This is a genomic window from Bacillus sp. bc15 (assembly GCF_900142585.1).
In the GTDB taxonomy this organism is placed as follows: domain Bacteria; phylum Bacillota; class Bacilli; order Bacillales; family Bacillaceae_G; genus Bacillus_A; species Bacillus_A cereus.
This window is the reverse complement of sequence record NZ_FRBJ01000024.1, coordinates 1-15,996: the sequence shown is the minus strand read 5'-3', so window position 1 is coordinate 15,996 and position 15,996 is coordinate 1. Positions and strand designations below refer to the sequence as shown.

Here is a 15,996-nt window from a genome sequence, read left to right as displayed (position 1 = left end):
TTATATCATCGCGGGGTGGAGCAGTACGGTAGCTCGTCGGGCTCATAACCCGAAGGTCGCAGGTTCAAATCCTGTCCCCGCAACCAAATGGTCCCGTGGTGTAGTGGTTAACATGCCTGCCTGTCACGCAGGAGATCGCCGGTTCGACCCCGGTCGGGACCGCCATTTTATATAAAGAAAAGAACGAAACAAATTGTTTCGTATTTTTTTATTTGTTTTAACAAAAAACTAATAAAGACAGTCAAACTATCCTTAGGACAACTCCTAAGGACTTTTTTATATATTCAAAACCTGTATAATAAAGAGCAGAGAACATTGTGAGTAAAGTAGGTGAAGTCTGTGAGCAAATATGAAGTAACAACAAAATCTTCTGCGGAAACACAAAGGTTATCAGAAAAACTAGGTGAACTCGTAGAGGCACAAGATGTAATTATTTTAGAAGGAGATCTTGGAGCTGGGAAGACGACTTTTACAAAGGGGCTAGCAAAAGGTCTTGGAGTGAAAAGAGTTGTAAATAGTCCTACCTTTAATATTATTAAAGAATATAAAGGAAGATTACCACTATATCATATGGATGTGTATCGCTTAGCAGAAAGCGAAGAGGACTTAGGCTTTGATGAGTATTTCTACGGTGAAGGAATTACGGTAGTGGAATGGGCTCATTTAATAGAAGCATATTTACCGAATGAAAAGTTACAAATTAGTTTATTCCATGCGGGAGATGACACAAGAAAAATTATACTCGAGCCAATTGGAGATCGCTATATTAGATTATGTGAGGAGCTATTACAAGATGAAAGTACTAGCAATTGATACTTCAAATTACGTAATGGGTGTATCCCTTATTGAGGAAGGAAACGTGATTGGGGAAATCATTACAAATTTGACGAAAAACCATTCTGTACGTCTTATGCCAGCTGTAGAGCAACTGTTAAAAGAATGTGGTGTAAAACCGAAGGAATTAACTAAAATCGTAGTAGCTGCTGGACCTGGATCATATACAGGTGTTCGCATAGGCGTGACAGCGGCAAAAACATTAGCTTGGTCACTTCAAATACCAATTGTAGGTGTATCAAGTTTAGAGGTAGTAGCTGCAAACGGTGCTAACTTTAATGGATTAATTTGTCCTTTATTTGATGGAAGACGTGGGCAAATCTATACTGGATTATATACATATGAAGGAGAGCAGTTAACTTCAATAGAAGAAGACCGAATTATTCTTATTGTGGACTGGTTGCAAATGTTAAAAGATAAAGGACAGCCTGTTTTATTTATCGGTAATGATGTTAAATTGCATAAAGAAATAATTATAGAACATTTAGGTGATCAAGCTGTATTCGCTCCGTTTACTAAAAATAATCCAAGACCAAGTGAGCTAGCATTCTTAGGGTTACAAAAAGAAGAACAAGATGTGCATACGTTTGTTCCGAGCTATCTTCGTTTAGCTGAAGCTGAAACAAAGTGGTTAGAAAGTCAAAACAAGTAGGGGCCTTGCAGAAGATGGATATGATATTTAGAAAGATGGAACTTGATGATATTGCTCAAATTGTAGCTATTGAAGAAGTGTCTTTTTCAACTCCTTGGACTGCAGATGCCTTTCACCGTGAATTAACGATGAATGAACATGCACATTATATTGTGTTAGAAAAAGATGGTCGTGTAATCGGATATTGTGGATTGTGGATAATTATTGATGAATCACATATAACAAATATAGCTATTTTGCCAGAATACCGAGGTCAAAAATTAGGAGATGCCTTATTGAAAGCAGTTATTTCAGAAGCGAAAGAACTAGGGGTAAAAACAATGACGCTTGAAGTACGTGTATCAAATGAAGTAGCAAAGCAGTTGTACAAAAAATATGGATTTCAAAATGGTGGAATTCGTAAACGATACTATGCAGACAATCAGGAAGATGGTCTTGTAATGTGGGTGAATATATAATGGAAAAAAATACGATTATACTTGGGATTGAAACAAGCTGTGATGAAACAGCGGTAGCGGTTGTTAAAAATGGAACGGAAATTATTGCGAATGTCGTTGCATCACAAATCGAAAGTCATAAACGTTTTGGCGGGGTTGTACCAGAGATTGCATCCCGTCATCATGTAGAAGAAATTACAGTTGTGTTAGAAGAAGCTTTAAAAGAAGCAAATATCACATTTGATGATATTGATGCAATTGCTGTAACAGAAGGGCCTGGTTTAGTAGGAGCACTTTTAATTGGGGTAAATGCGGCGAAGGCAGTAGCTTTTGCACATGATATTCCGCTAGTCGGTGTTCATCATATTGCTGGCCATATTTATGCGAACCGTTTAGTAAAAGAAGTTCAATTCCCGCTATTATCACTTGTTGTATCTGGTGGGCATACAGAACTTGTTTATATGAAAGAACATGGTTCATTTGAAGTAATTGGTGAAACGCGAGATGATGCAGCTGGAGAAGCATATGATAAAGTAGCTCGTACGTTATCTATGCCATATCCAGGTGGTCCTCATATTGATCGTCTTGCACATGAAGGAGAACCAACAATTGATTTGCCTCGTGCATGGCTAGAACCGGATTCATATGATTTTAGCTTTAGTGGATTGAAATCAGCAGTTATCAACACTGTGCATAACGCGAAACAACGTGGTATAGAAATTAAACCAGAAGATTTAGCGGCAAGTTTCCAAGAAAGTGTAATAGATGTACTTGTAACGAAAGCAGCTCGTGCAGCAGAGGCTTATAATGTAAAGCAATTACTTCTTGCTGGTGGAGTAGCTGCTAATAAAGGACTTCGTGCGCGATTAGAAGAAGAATTTGCACAAAAAGAAAACATTGAACTAATTATTCCACCGCTATCTTTATGCACAGATAATGCAGCAATGATTGCAGCGGCAGGGACAATTGCGTATGAACAAGGCAAGCGTGCAACATTAGCCTTAAATGCGAATCCAGGATTAGATATTGAAGCATAGTTATGCACATAATTAACCACAGCTTGTGGATAAAACCCATATTATCTGTTGATAATATGGGTTTTGTTGTGTATATAAAGTGTTGATATCTTTTTTGTTAGTTGTGGATAATGTGGAAAAGTTGTTTTGATAGCTATTTTATAAAGGTGGATATGTGTATAAGTTTGTGGATAAACTAGATGAAGTCTGACCTTTGAATATATTGTTTTTCGGGAAATAAAAAGTAAGAAGATATCCCTGAAAAACATTTTGAAATATCCTTCTATTATAGAGGGTGCTGATATTGTCAATCCTTGTCGGTAAATCGATATTTCGTGTCGAATCGTTTATATATATAGGGTTACGATAGATGTATTTGAAAATTGGTTGATATATTCCGAGTTACCATTAATATATTCAAAAAATTATTTATGTACTTAAAGAAAAAAGATGTCACATAGTCAAAAATCATGACTGATGAGACATCTTCCTTATTTAAATACTCTTATACATGCAGCTCTTCCCACTCTGCCATACAAGTTTCAAGTTGTTCTTGTAGCGTTTGTTTTTTAGTTGTAATTTCACTCGCTTTTTCATAATCTGCATATATTTCTGGTAAGCAAAGTTGATCTTCTAACGTAGCAATTTCTTCTTCTAAGTTTACGATGTTTTGTTCTAGTTCTTCAATTTTTCGAGTGCGTTGACGTTCTAATTGTTTACGCTCTTTTTCTTCGAGATAATTTAATTTTTCTTGAGCTACAGTTTTTTGAACAGGTGCCTGATTTTCTTGCTGTTCAAGTTGTTCAAATGCTGCGCGTTCAATCATTTCATTTTTCTTCTCCACATAGTAATCGTAATCCCCTAAATATTCCTGTGCACCTTCTGTTGATAACTCAACCACAGTCGTTGTTACACGGTTAATAAAGTAGCGGTCATGTGAGACAAATAGAAGAGTCCCTGGATAATCAATTAAAGCATTCTCTAAAATCTCTTTACTATTTAAATCAAGGTGGTTCGTAGGCTCATCCAGAATTAATAAATTTGACTTTTGCATCATAAGTTTTGCAAGAGCTAATCGAGCTTTTTGTCCACCACTAAGGGAAGATACTGGTTTCAGTACATCATCTCCTGTAAATAAAAAGTTCCCGAGTATAGTACGGATTTCTTTTTCAGGTTGCAGTGGATATTCATCCCATAGTTCATTTAAAACCCGTTTAGAAGATGTTAAGTTTGCTTGTTCTTGATCATAATAACCAACAGATACATTTGATCCGAAAGAAACATCGCCATTTAATAGTGGTAACTTATTCACAATAGATTTTAATAAGGTGGATTTCCCAATTCCGTTTGGACCAACTAAAGCAACACTATCTCCGCGAGTTAAGCGCATAGTTACGTTTTCAATTATAGGATCCTCATCATAGCCAATGGTTGCATCCTTTACTTGTAAAACATCATTTCCACTTTGCTTTTCAATATCGAAGTGGAATGATGCTGACTTAGAATCCCCTAATGGTCTCGTTAATAATTCCATTTTGTCTAGTTGTTTACGGCGACTTTGAGCACGTTTCGTTGTAGAGGCGCGAGCTATATTCTTTTGAACGAAGTCCTCAAGTTTTGTGATTTCATCTTGTTGTTTTTCGTAACGTTTCATTTCTTGCTCATATAATGCTGATTTTAAGTCTAAATATTTACTGTAGTTACCAACAAATCGTCTGCTTTCTTTATTCGAAATTTCATATACTTGTGTAACAAGTTTGTCTAAGAAATAACGGTCATGTGAAACGATTAATATTGCGCCAGGATAACCTTGTAAATATTGCTCAAGCCATGTTAATGTTTCGATGTCTAAATGGTTCGTAGGCTCGTCCAAAATAAGTAAGTCTGGTTTTGTTAATAATAATTTTCCGAGAGCTAATCTTGTTTTTTGCCCACCGCTTAAAGTAGAAATCGTCGTCTGGTGCGTTTCAACTGGGAAGCCAAGGCCGCTTAAAATGGAGCGAATATCCGCTTCGTATTGATATCCACCTTGATCTTTATAATTGAGTTGCAATTGGTCATAATCAGCTAACAATCTTTCATAGATAGCTTCGTTTGAAAAGTTTTCTTCTTTTCCCATTTCTTGCTCAAGCCTTCGAAGTTTTGTCTCCATTTGCTGTAAGTGGGTAAAGACGGTTAGCATTTCATCCCAAATTGTTAAAGATGTTTCTAGGCCGGTATTTTGAGCTAAATACCCGATTGAGACATCTTTCGGTTTTATAATTTCGCCACCATCATGTGATAACTCACCAGCGATAATTTTTAATAATGTAGATTTTCCAGCTCCATTCCTTCCAACTAATGCGATACGATCTTTTGTTTGTACTTCCAATTTTATGTTTGCAAGAATTGTTTCTGCACCGTATAATTTCGAAAGTCCATTTACTTGTAATAAAATCAATGTTTTCACCTCAAATAATTTCTTAACTTTGCCATGTTTATATTTCTCAATCATACTAAAAATAGTGTATAGTTTAAAATAAGAGAGAATACTTCTTCTCTTTATTATACAAGGAATTTAATGAGTGCTAAACTTCTGTATTTGATTAAAGTATATGAATAAAGATAGGAAGAGAGGAGAGGTCATATGGATCAGCAAAAGATTCCACAAGCCACTGCTAAAAGATTGCCTCTATACTATCGATTTATCCAAAACTTATCTCTTTCTGGTAAGCAGCGTGTTTCATCGGCCGAATTGAGTGAAGCGGTAAAAGTAGATTCCGCAACAATACGAAGAGATTTTTCGTATTTTGGAGCGTTAGGGAAAAAGGGATATGGATATAACGTAAATTATTTATTATCATTTTTCCGCGAAACACTTGATCAAGATGATATAACGCGTGTAGCACTTATTGGAGTAGGTAATTTAGGGACCGCTTTCTTACATTATAATTTCACGAAAAACAATAATACAAAAATTGAAATGGCATTTGATGTTAGTGAAGAGAAAGTTGGAACAGAAATCGGGGGCATTCCTGTATACCATTTAGATGAATTAGAAGAGAGATTATCAAATGATATACAAGTGGCAATATTAACAGTACCGGCTACAGTAGCACAAGCTGTAGCAGATAGATTAGCTGAAACGAGCGTGCATGGTATTTTGAATTTCACACCAGCACGATTAAACGTATCAGATAATATTAGAATTCATCATATTGATTTAGCTGTAGAGTTACAAACATTAGTTTACTTTTTGAAAAACTATCCACAATAAAACGCAGAGGAAGCGACCTCTGCGTTTTATTATTGTTTCTTCTTTGTGAATTTAACTAATATAAGGCGAAGTGCCAAATTAAAATCAATTGTTGCCATAACTGCAAATAGTATTGTCCACACATTCCAGATTGTATCTGTTACGTTCGTAATGGCGAAGCGTGTAAAGATACATCCAAGAAGGAAGTATAGTGCAGCCATGAACAATGGTGAGTTTCTCATACAAAAAATCCTCCGATAAAGCCTTGCATTTTTTCAGCTTCTTTAATCATTTCTTGAATTTGCTCATTGCTCATAAAAATTTGCCCAATAGCGACTAATGTATTCATCGCAACATGAGCTGCAATCGGAACGATAATACGCTTCGTCTTCACATATAAGAAGGCGAATACGAGCCCCATAGCAGTGTATACCAATAAGTGAGTAAAATCAAAATGAATTGCTGCAAATACAAGCGAACTAATGATAGCTGCAATAAAGAAGTTAAACTTCTTATAAAGTGTACCAAATAAAATTTTTCTAAATACGATTTCTTCCAAGATAGGTCCGATTATAGATACGACAATAAGGAACCAAGGTGTCGTTCTTGCAATTTCCATCAGTTTCATTGTATTTTCTGAACCTTGTTTAATTCCTAGCAGCTGCATCTCGATCATACCGGCAACTATTTGTGAAAAGAAAGCCAAGAAGAAGCCGATTAAAATCCATCCAATAGTAGCTGGAACAGAAGAGCGCATTGCATCTAAATGCCTGTCACGAATGTCTGTTCTAAGTAACCAAAGTACGATACATAATGCAACAAAGAAGCTAATAATTGCCCAGTGTCCCGTTATGATTTGTCCTTTTTCCTCCATGGTAAATCCTCTATTATCATAGAGTCCTGTTTTTAGGAGAAGTGGTAATCCAACAATTCCAGATAACTGCATTAAAATGTATGTAACGATAATCCACCAGTATTGTTTCTTCAAATAGTTTAACCATCCTTTCTAACTCTAGTGTATGAGATGAGGTAGGATAACATGTAAATATGTTATCTACGATATAAACTTTCATTGGAATTATGATTTTTTTGTAAATCCGTATTTGAAATTAAAGTAGGAGACAGGAAAAAGTTGTACGTTTAGCGAAAACAACTTAGGGTGTCTTTCATATTGTAACATACGAGTAGGGGAAACAACGATTCATATAGTAAAGGCAGTATTCTATATAGAAAGTTTATATAGTAATTTGCGAAAAAATTATGATTTTTTTACTTGCAAAAGAAATTGAGATTATTTATTATTATAAGTGTGTTAGCACTCGGATGACTTGAGTGCTAATAAATAAAATTTACATACAAAATGAGGAGGTTATTGTTCATGCTAAAGCCATTAGGTGATCGCGTTGTAATTGAGCTTGTTCAAGCAGAAGAAAAAACAGCAAGTGGTATTGTATTACCAGATACTGCAAAAGAAAAACCACAAGAGGGTAAAGTTGTTGCAGTAGGTACTGGTCGAGTGCTTGAAAATGGTGAGCGTGTTGCTTTAGAGGTAGCAGCAGGTGATCTTATCATCTTCTCAAAATATGCAGGTACTGAAGTGAAATATGAAGGTACAGACTACTTGATTTTACGTGAAAGTGACATTTTAGCAGTTATCGGTTAATTATATAAATCTTAAAAAATCCAAGGGGGTCAATTATTATGGCAAAAGATATTAAATTTAGTGAAGAAGCACGTCGTTCGATGCTTCGCGGTGTCGACACTCTTGCAAACGCAGTAAAAGTAACACTTGGACCAAAAGGTCGTAACGTTGTACTTGAGAAAAAATTTGGTTCACCACTTATTACAAATGATGGTGTAACAATCGCAAAAGAAATCGAATTAGAAGATGCATTCGAAAACATGGGTGCGAAATTAGTAGCAGAAGTTGCTAGCAAAACAAATGATGTAGCTGGTGACGGAACAACAACTGCAACTGTATTAGCGCAAGCTATGATTCGTGAAGGTCTTAAAAACGTAACAGCCGGTGCTAACCCAATGGGTCTTCGTAAAGGTATCGAAAAAGCTGTTACTGCTGCAATTGAAGAATTAAAAACGATTTCTAAACCAATCGAAGGCAAATCTTCTATCGCACAAGTAGCTGCTATTTCTGCAGCTGACGAAGAAGTAGGTCAATTAATCGCTGAAGCAATGGAGCGCGTTGGTAACGACGGCGTTATTACTTTAGAAGAGTCTAAAGGATTTACAACAGAATTAGACGTAGTAGAAGGTATGCAATTTGATCGTGGATATGCATCTCCTTACATGATTACTGATTCTGATAAAATGGAAGCAGTTCTTGATAACCCATACATCTTAATTACTGACAAAAAGATTTCTAACATTCAAGAAATCTTACCAGTATTAGAGCAAGTGGTACAACAAGGTAAACCACTTCTTATCATTGCTGAAGATGTAGAAGGCGAAGCTTTAGCTACATTAGTAGTGAACAAACTTCGTGGTACATTCAATGTAGTAGCTGTTAAAGCTCCTGGATTTGGTGACCGTCGTAAAGCAATGCTAGAAGATATCGCAATCTTAACTGGTGGCGAAGTAATCACTGAAGAATTAGGTCGTGACTTAAAATCTGCTACAGTTGAATCTTTAGGACGCGCTGGTAAAGTTGTTGTTACAAAAGAAAACACAACTGTAGTTGAAGGTATTGGAAATACAGAGCAAATCGAAGCTCGCATCGGTCAAATTCGTGCGCAATTAGAAGAAACAACTTCTGAATTCGATCGTGAAAAATTACAAGAGCGTCTTGCGAAACTTGCAGGTGGCGTAGCAGTAATTAAAGTCGGTGCAGCAACTGAAACTGAGTTAAAAGAGCGCAAACTTCGCATTGAAGATGCACTTAACTCAACTCGTGCAGCAGTAGAAGAAGGTATCGTTGCAGGTGGTGGTACTTCACTTATGAACGTATACACGAAAGTAGCTTCTATCGTAGCTGAAGGCGACGAAGCAACAGGTATCAACATCGTACTTCGTGCACTAGAAGAGCCAGTTCGTCAAATCGCAATCAACGCTGGTCTAGAAGGATCTGTAGTTGTAGAGCGTCTAAAAGGCGAAAAAGTAGGCGTTGGTTTCAACGCAGCTACTGGCGAATGGGTTAACATGCTTGAGTCTGGTATCGTAGATCCAGCTAAAGTAACTCGTTCTGCACTTCAAAACGCAGCATCTGTTGCAGCTATGTTCTTAACAACTGAAGCTGTAGTAGCTGACAAGCCAGAACCAAATGCACCAGCAATGCCTGACATGGGCGGCATGGGCATGGGCGGTATGGGCGGAATGATGTAATTCCGTTTGCCCTAAAAAACATCCATTTCTATGTAGAAATGGATGTTTTTTTATGTTTTTTAGAAAAGGAAATGAATTTCTGTAGAATTTTGTCGCTTTCTCTCTTGACCATATTGATACTTCATTGTTAGAATCTAGGAAGATAATATAAAACGATCCTTCATATATCCTCAATGATATGGTTTGAGAGTCTCTACCGGGTTACCGTAAACAACCTGACTATGAAGGCAGTGTGTCTTATATTTATAAAGAGCGGAGACTATCTTTCTTTATAAAGCCAGACCCCTGCCTTTTCTTTGTTATGAGACTAGAGGCGGAGGACTGGCTTTTTTTATTATATTGGTAATGCTTTTCGCCAAATTGGTGAAAATATTTATATACGAGAACTAACGTTGGGGTGATTATTTTGAAGAAGCAACACGATACAATTATCGTTTTAGATTTTGGAAGTCAATACAATCAGTTAATAGCACGTCGAATTCGTGAGTTCGGTGTATACAGTGAACTTCATCCACATACAATTACTGCAGAAGAAATTAAAGCAATGAATCCAAAAGGGATTATTTTCTCTGGTGGACCAAATAGCGTATACGGTGAAGGTGCATTACATTGTGATGAAAAAATCTTCGAACTAGGTTTACCGATCTTCGGTATCTGTTACGGTATGCAGCTTATGACACAACACTTCGGTGGTAAAGTAGAGCGTGCCAACCACCGTGAGTACGGAAAAGCTGTTCTTAAAGTAGAGAACGAATCAAAATTATATGCGAACCTTCCAGAAGAGCAAGTTGTATGGATGAGCCATGGCGACTTAGTAACTGGTTTACCTGAAGGATTCGTAGTAGACGCAACAAGTGAGTCTTGCCCAATTGCTGGTATGAGCAATGAAGCGAAAAACTTATACGGTGTACAATTCCACCCAGAAGTACGTCACTCTGAGCACGGTAACGATTTAATTAAAAACTTCGTATTCGGCGTATGTGGTTGTTCTGAAGGATGGAACATGGAGAACTTTATCGAAGTAGAATTAGAAAAGATTCGTGAAACTGTTGGAGACAAAAAAGTACTATGTGCACTTAGTGGCGGCGTAGACTCTTCTGTTGTAGCAGTATTAATTCATAAAGCAATCGGCGATCAGTTAACATGTATTTTCGTTGACCACGGTTTACTTCGTAAAGGTGAAGCAGAAGGCGTTATGAAAACATTTAGCGAAGGCTTCCATATGAACGTTATTAAAGTGGATGCACAAGAACGCTTCATGAATAAGTTAAAAGGTGTAGAAGATCCAGAACAAAAACGTAAAATCATCGGTAACGAATTCATTTACGTATTTGATGATGAAGCATCTAAATTACAAGGTATGGACTTCTTAGCACAAGGTACACTTTACACAGATATCGTTGAAAGTGGTACAGCAACTGCACAAACAATTAAATCTCACCATAACGTGGGTGGACTTCCAGAAGACATGCAGTTCAAATTAATTGAGCCTTTAAATACGTTATTTAAAGATGAAGTACGTGTATTAGGATCTGAACTAGGAATTCCTGATGAAATCGTATGGCGTCAACCATTCCCAGGTCCTGGTCTTGGTATTCGTGTATTAGGTGAAATCACAGAAGAGAAATTAGAAATCGTTCGTGAATCTGATGCGATTTTACGTGAAGAAATTATTAAAGCGGGATTAGACCGTGAAATTTGGCAATACTTCACTGCACTTCCTGGTATGCGTAGCGTAGGTGTTATGGGTGACGAGCGTACTTACGATTACACAGTAGGTATCCGTGCAGTAACATCTATTGACGGTATGACAGCTGACTGGGCACGTATCCCTTGGGACGTACTAGAGAAAATCTCTGTTCGTATCGTAAACGAAGTAAAACACGTTAACCGTATCGTGTATGATGTAACGAGTAAGCCACCAGCAACTATTGAGTGGGAATAGTATTGTAATAAAAAAGATCCATCTATCATTCATGAATAGATGGATCTTTTTGTTTTCGTTGTTAATACGAACGAAAATATAAAAAAATATAAAAATGTTCGCTTTTAAATTGACAAAAATACATTCAAGAGTTAATATGAGTATGTAATTCAAACGAAAAGTGAATATTATGCCGTCGTATAATATCGGGGATATGGCCCGAAAGTTTCTACCTAGCTACCGTAAATGGCTTGACTACGAGGCGTTTAGATAAAGATGAGGGGAAACTTGTCTTTATTCATAGAACGCTTCCATGTATATGCAATGGAAGCCTTTTTTATTTTTAATAGATAAAAGAGGGCTAGGGAGATTACGGCGAGTAATCATATAACGGGGGAAACGTAGGATGAAACGCTATTTTCAATTTGATGAGCTCGGTACGAATTATAAGACTGAGTTCATAGCGGGGTTAACAACATTTCTATCTATGGCTTACGTACTGTTTGTCAATCCTGCTACGCTGTCGCTTGGAAATGTTAAAGGGTTACCAGCAGGTACAGGGATGGATCCAGGTGCAGTATTCGTTGCTACGGCATTAGCGGCAGCAATCGGTTCGTTAATTATGGGTATTTTCGCGAAGTATCCAATTGCTTTAGCGCCAGGTATGGGAATTAACGCGTTCTTTGCTTATACAGCAGTGTTAACGATGGGTATTCCGTGGCAAACGGCCATTGCCGGAACATTAATGTCAGGTATTATCTTTATTATTCTTACTGCTTCAGGTATTCGTGAAAAAATCATTAATGCAATTCCATCGGAGTTAAAGTTTGCAGTAGCAGCAGGTATCGGATTGTTCATTGCATTCCTTGGATTCCAAAATGCTGGAATTATCGTGAAAAATGATGCTGTTCTTGTTGGGTTGGGGGACTTAACAAAGGGCACAACGTTACTAGCAATCTTCGGGGTTGTTACGACAATCATCTTCATGATTAAGAAAGTTAATGGTGCTGTATTTTACGGTATGATTCTTACAGCGATCTTAGGAGTGGCAACAGGATTAATTGATACTCCGAAAGCTGTAGTGGGAGCAATACCGAGTCTAGAACCAACGTTCGGTGCTGCGTTAACGCACTTCGGAGATATTTTTACAGTTCAAATGGGGATTGTTATTATAACGTTCTTCTTTATCGATTTCTTTGATACAGCAGGTACGCTTGTAGCGGTTGCGAATCAAGCTGGATTAATGAAGAACAATAAATTACCACGTGCAGGAAAAGCATTATTTGCAGATGCGATTGCGACTGTAATTGGTGCGATCTTGGGTACATCAACAACAACGTCTTACATTGAATCGTCTGCAGGGGTAGCAGCGGGAGGACGTTCTGGATTTACAGCAGTTGTAACAGCAGGATTCTTCTTACTGGCACTATTCTTCTCGCCATTACTAAGTGTTGTAACGCCAGCTGTAACGGCACCAGCTTTAATTATTGTAGGAATATTGATGGTTTCTTCTTTAGGGGAAATTGATTGGAAGAAATTCGAGATTGCAGTGCCAGCATTCTTTACAATTATCTCTATGCCACTTACGTATAGTATCGCAACTGGGATTGCGATTGGATTTATCTTCTATCCAATTACAATGGTTGTGAGTGGTCGTCGTAAAGAGGTTCATCCGATTATGTATGTTATGGGAGTTTTATTCGTACTATATTTCATCTACGTTCGTAAATAAAAGGGGTTTTTTCAAAGGTCTAGACTTAAGGGGAGTCTAGACCTTTTTTGCGTCTTCAGAAAAACTTAAGGATTTCCGAGCGTTTTTCTTCAGAAGTTTTCCTATAATAGAAGTTAGGGATTAAAAAAGTAATGGGGGAGATATTGTGGCACACGAAACAATACTTGTCGTAGATGATGAAAAAGAAATTCGGAATTTAATTACAATCTATTTAAAGAATGAAGGATATAAAGTATTACAAGCAGGGGACGGAGAAGAAGGGCTACGTTTACTGGAAGAAAATGAAGTGCATCTAGTCGTATTAGATATTATGATGCCGAAAGTAGATGGTATTCATATGTGTATGAAAGTAAGAGAATCGAAAGAGATGCCTATCATTATGCTTTCTGCGAAAACGCAAGATATGGATAAGATTTTAGGATTAACAACAGGAGCAGATGATTACGTAACGAAGCCCTTTAATCCATTAGAGTTAATTGCACGAATTAAATCTCAGTTACGCCGTTATATGAAAATGAATGGTTTTGCTATTCAAAATGAGGACGAGCTAGAAATTGGAGAGATGAAAATAAATATCTCGACCCATAAAGTTATTGTAGAGGGAGAAGAAGTGAAACTAACCCCAAGGGAATTTTCAATTTTAGAATTGCTAGCTAGAAATCCAGGTATGGTGTTTAGTGCGGAGCAAATTTATGAAAAGGTGTGGAACGAACGATCTTTCCAGTCTGATAATACTGTAATGGTGCATATTCGAAAAGTACGTGAAAAGATTGAGGAGAATCCAAGGAAGCCTAGATATATAAAAACAGTATGGGGAGTGGGGTATAAGATTGAAAAAGATATTTAATCCGTTTACTTATATAAGGAAAATAAGAGAATTAATTGAGAAATTAGTAAAGAGCGTACGAAAGAGTATAAGGATTCAATTGATTACTACTTTTGCTGCTTGTGCCTTATTAGGGCTTTTGTCAGCAAAGGCAGCAGCGCCGTTTTTTGAGAATGCGAATCGTCAAGCAACTATCGATTATCGGGCTGGTATGGAACAAATTAATCACCAAGCTCAAGGAGCGGCAAATAGTTCGGTTCATGAAAATAAATTAGAAGCTATATCAAATATGATCGAAATGGAAAACCAAAATTTAGAGCAAGGGTCTAGAACTTTGAAGATATTGGTTACTGATGAAAGTGGTAAAGTTTTATATAAAACAAAGCAAGCGCAAGAAGAGCAAATCGATTTGCATAATACGATTCGTAATGCAGCATCATTCGCGATTAATTATACAGATGGTAGAAATGTATTTGAAAGTACAAGAAAAGAGTTTATATCTTTTTCACCTATTACTATTGAAGGAAAGAATTTGTACATGTTTGTTAGCGGAATTCCAGAGGGAGAGGTAATATATGACACGCAAGAAGGACCATTCCCATTTTTAATTGGTGTCCTTGTATTCATCTTCTCTTTCTTCTATATAACAAAGAAAAAGATGAAGAAGATTGAAGCAATGGCAGAAGGTGTAAAGGAAATAGAAAAAGGAAACTTAGCGTACCGTATTGAGAAGAAAGGTGAAGATGAGATTGCGTCTTTAACTGAGAATATTAATAATATGGCGGAAGAGCTTATGAATAATATAGAAAAAGAGCGTAAATTAGAAAAGCAGAAAAATGAGCTTATTACGAATGTATCTCATGATTTACGTACACCGCTGACTTCTATTATGGGTTACTTGCGATTACTTAGAGATTCTAAATATGAAAATCAAGAACAACATGATGAGTATACGAGAATTGCTTTTGCAAAGTCGGAGCAGCTAAAGAATTTAATAGAAGATTTATTTGAGTATACGAAGTTAACAAATGAACAAGTTGTATTAGAAAAACAAGAAGTTTGTATGAATGAGTTACTCGAGCAATTAATAGAAGAATTAGTACCGCAGGCGGAAGAGCATGGACTTACGTTTGTTAAGAAGTTTCCTGAGGAACGTGCTTATGCATCGATTGATTCGGAAAAGATGGTTCGTGTGTTTGATAATTTACTAATGAATGCGATTAAGTATAGTAAAGATGATGGGGAGATAAAAGTTTCTCTTCAAAAGCAGCGCAGGGATATACAAATTGTAATTGCGAATTATAGTGAAGAGTTTACGAGAGAAGAGTTAGTGAATTTGTTTGAACGTTTCTATAAGAAGGATCAATCTCGAAGTAGAGTAACAGAAGGTTCTGGACTCGGGCTTGCGATTGCGAAAAGTATTGTTGAGTTACAAGGTGGTAGTATTCGAGCTGAATATAGGGATGGTATTATTCAATTTATCGTTTCGTTACCAATTATAGAAAAATAATAAATGAATAGAATGATATGTGATAAAAAGGCTTATTTTAAAATAAATAAGCCTTTTTATATTTTTTATAAAAACATATTGACGATTAGAGCTTAGAGGTGTAATATAGAACAAGTCGCCGATGACAATAACGTCGAAAGCGACAATCGAAATGAAAAACTTAGTTGACATTACAAAATAGAAATGTTAACATAAGGAAGTCGCAAATGAGCGACCAAGTAGTTCTTTGAAAACTGAACGAAACAAACAACGTGAAACGTCAATTTTTATTTTTAGATGCTAGACAAACTAACTTTATTGGAGAGTTTGATCCTGGCTCAGGATGAACGCTGGCGGCGTGCCTAATACATGCAAGTCGAGCGAATGGATTGAGAGCTTGCTCTCAAGAAGTTAGCGGCGGACGGGTGAGTAACACGTGGGTAACCTGCCCATAAGACTGGGATAACTCCGGGAAACCGGGGCTAATACCGGATAACATTTTGAACTGCATGGTT

14 protein-coding genes, 2 tRNA genes, 1 rRNA gene and 2 riboswitches are annotated in these 15,996 nt (G+C 36.9%); of the genes, 14 read left to right on the top strand and 3 right to left on the bottom strand.

The features are described 5' to 3' along the window. Nucleotides 1–9 precede the first annotated feature (9 nt). From BUA87_RS29350 to tsaD, 6 genes are all read left to right on the top strand, one after another. Nucleotides 10–86 (top strand) — tRNA-Met (locus BUA87_RS29350). Between the two features lie 3 nt (nt 87–89). Then, nucleotides 90–165, top strand: a tRNA-Asp gene (locus tag BUA87_RS29345). Between the two features lie 174 nt (nt 166–339). Further along, nucleotides 340–813: a tRNA (adenosine(37)-N6)-threonylcarbamoyltransferase complex ATPase subunit type 1 TsaE gene (gene tsaE, locus BUA87_RS29340; protein ID WP_000049640.1), complete on the top strand. Its 474-nt coding sequence runs from the start codon at nt 340–342 to the stop codon at nt 811–813. Next, a complete protein-coding gene (gene tsaB / locus BUA87_RS29335; protein WP_000865770.1) occupies nt 794–1,486 on the top strand; it encodes a tRNA (adenosine(37)-N6)-threonylcarbamoyltransferase complex dimerization subunit type 1 TsaB in 693 nt (230 codons plus the stop codon). The genes tsaE and tsaB overlap by 20 nt, the downstream gene beginning before the upstream one ends. Before the next feature lie 14 nt (nt 1,487–1,500). Continuing rightward, the gene (gene rimI / locus BUA87_RS29330; RefSeq protein WP_000367207.1) at nt 1,501–1,944 is read left to right on the top strand and encodes a ribosomal protein S18-alanine N-acetyltransferase; all 444 of its coding nucleotides are present in this window, start codon (nt 1,501–1,503) and stop codon (nt 1,942–1,944) included. After that, complete coding sequence (gene tsaD / locus BUA87_RS29325; protein WP_065229655.1) at nt 1,944–2,960, top strand: tRNA (adenosine(37)-N6)-threonylcarbamoyltransferase complex transferase subunit TsaD; 1,017 nt, start codon at nt 1,944–1,946, stop codon at nt 2,958–2,960. Before rimI ends, tsaD begins: the two co-directional genes overlap by 1 nt. Nucleotides 2,961–3,444: 484 nt before the next feature. Here tsaD and BUA87_RS29320 read toward each other — a convergent pair whose 3' ends face one another. Beyond that, a complete protein-coding gene (locus BUA87_RS29320; protein ID WP_218012286.1) occupies nt 3,445–5,379 on the bottom strand; it encodes an ABC-F family ATP-binding cassette domain-containing protein in 1,935 nt (644 codons plus the stop codon). A 186-nt stretch (nt 5,380–5,565) separates the two neighbouring features. Between BUA87_RS29320 and BUA87_RS29315 the strand changes: the two genes are divergently transcribed. Continuing rightward, the gene (locus BUA87_RS29315) at nt 5,566–6,195 is read left to right on the top strand and encodes a redox-sensing transcriptional repressor Rex (protein WP_016513333.1); all 630 of its coding nucleotides are present in this window, start codon (nt 5,566–5,568) and stop codon (nt 6,193–6,195) included. 29 nt (nt 6,196–6,224) lie between these two features. Here the strand turns inward: BUA87_RS29315 and BUA87_RS29310 are convergent, their stop codons facing one another. Beyond that, the gene (locus BUA87_RS29310) at nt 6,225–6,416 is read right to left on the bottom strand and encodes a YdiK family protein (RefSeq protein WP_001246204.1); all 192 of its coding nucleotides are present in this window, start codon (nt 6,414–6,416) and stop codon (nt 6,225–6,227) included. After that, nucleotides 6,413–7,162: a CPBP family intramembrane glutamic endopeptidase gene (locus BUA87_RS29305; RefSeq protein ID WP_016513332.1), complete on the bottom strand. Its 750-nt coding sequence runs from the start codon at nt 7,160–7,162 to the stop codon at nt 6,413–6,415. Before BUA87_RS29305 ends, BUA87_RS29310 begins: the two co-directional genes overlap by 4 nt. A gap of 390 nt (nt 7,163–7,552) precedes the next feature. Between BUA87_RS29305 and groES the strand changes: the two genes are divergently transcribed. From groES to BUA87_RS29265, 7 genes are all read left to right on the top strand, one after another. Next, nucleotides 7,553–7,837: a co-chaperone GroES gene (gene groES / locus BUA87_RS29300; RefSeq protein ID WP_000917311.1), complete on the top strand. Its 285-nt coding sequence runs from the start codon at nt 7,553–7,555 to the stop codon at nt 7,835–7,837. A 38-nt stretch (nt 7,838–7,875) separates the two neighbouring features. Then, on the top strand, nt 7,876–9,510 hold the full coding sequence (gene groL / locus BUA87_RS29295) for a chaperonin GroEL (RefSeq protein WP_072941916.1): 1,635 nt from the start codon (nt 7,876–7,878) through the stop codon (nt 9,508–9,510). 140 nt (nt 9,511–9,650) lie between these two features. After that, nucleotides 9,651–9,752: riboswitch (purine riboswitch) on the top strand. Between the two features lie 161 nt (nt 9,753–9,913). Beyond that, nucleotides 9,914–11,455 carry a glutamine-hydrolyzing GMP synthase gene (gene guaA / locus BUA87_RS29290; RefSeq protein WP_164468883.1) on the top strand — a complete coding sequence of 514 codons (1,542 nt, stop codon included), beginning with the start codon at nt 9,914–9,916 and terminating at the stop codon, nt 11,453–11,455. A gap of 155 nt (nt 11,456–11,610) precedes the next feature. Further along, nucleotides 11,611–11,712, top strand: a riboswitch (purine riboswitch). A gap of 128 nt (nt 11,713–11,840) precedes the next feature. After that, nucleotides 11,841–13,166: an NCS2 family permease gene (locus BUA87_RS29285; protein ID WP_000833094.1), complete on the top strand. Its 1,326-nt coding sequence runs from the start codon at nt 11,841–11,843 to the stop codon at nt 13,164–13,166. Between the two features lie 145 nt (nt 13,167–13,311). Beyond that, nucleotides 13,312–14,013: a response regulator transcription factor gene (locus BUA87_RS29280; protein ID WP_000929891.1), complete on the top strand. Its 702-nt coding sequence runs from the start codon at nt 13,312–13,314 to the stop codon at nt 14,011–14,013. After that, nucleotides 13,997–15,502 (top strand): sensor histidine kinase, encoded by a 1,506-nt coding sequence (locus BUA87_RS29275; RefSeq protein WP_072941913.1) that lies wholly within the window; start codon nt 13,997–13,999, stop codon nt 15,500–15,502. The genes BUA87_RS29280 and BUA87_RS29275 overlap by 17 nt, the downstream gene beginning before the upstream one ends. A gap of 294 nt (nt 15,503–15,796) precedes the next feature. Continuing rightward, a 16S ribosomal RNA gene (locus BUA87_RS29265) occupies nt 15,797–15,996 on the top strand; the annotation flags it as partial.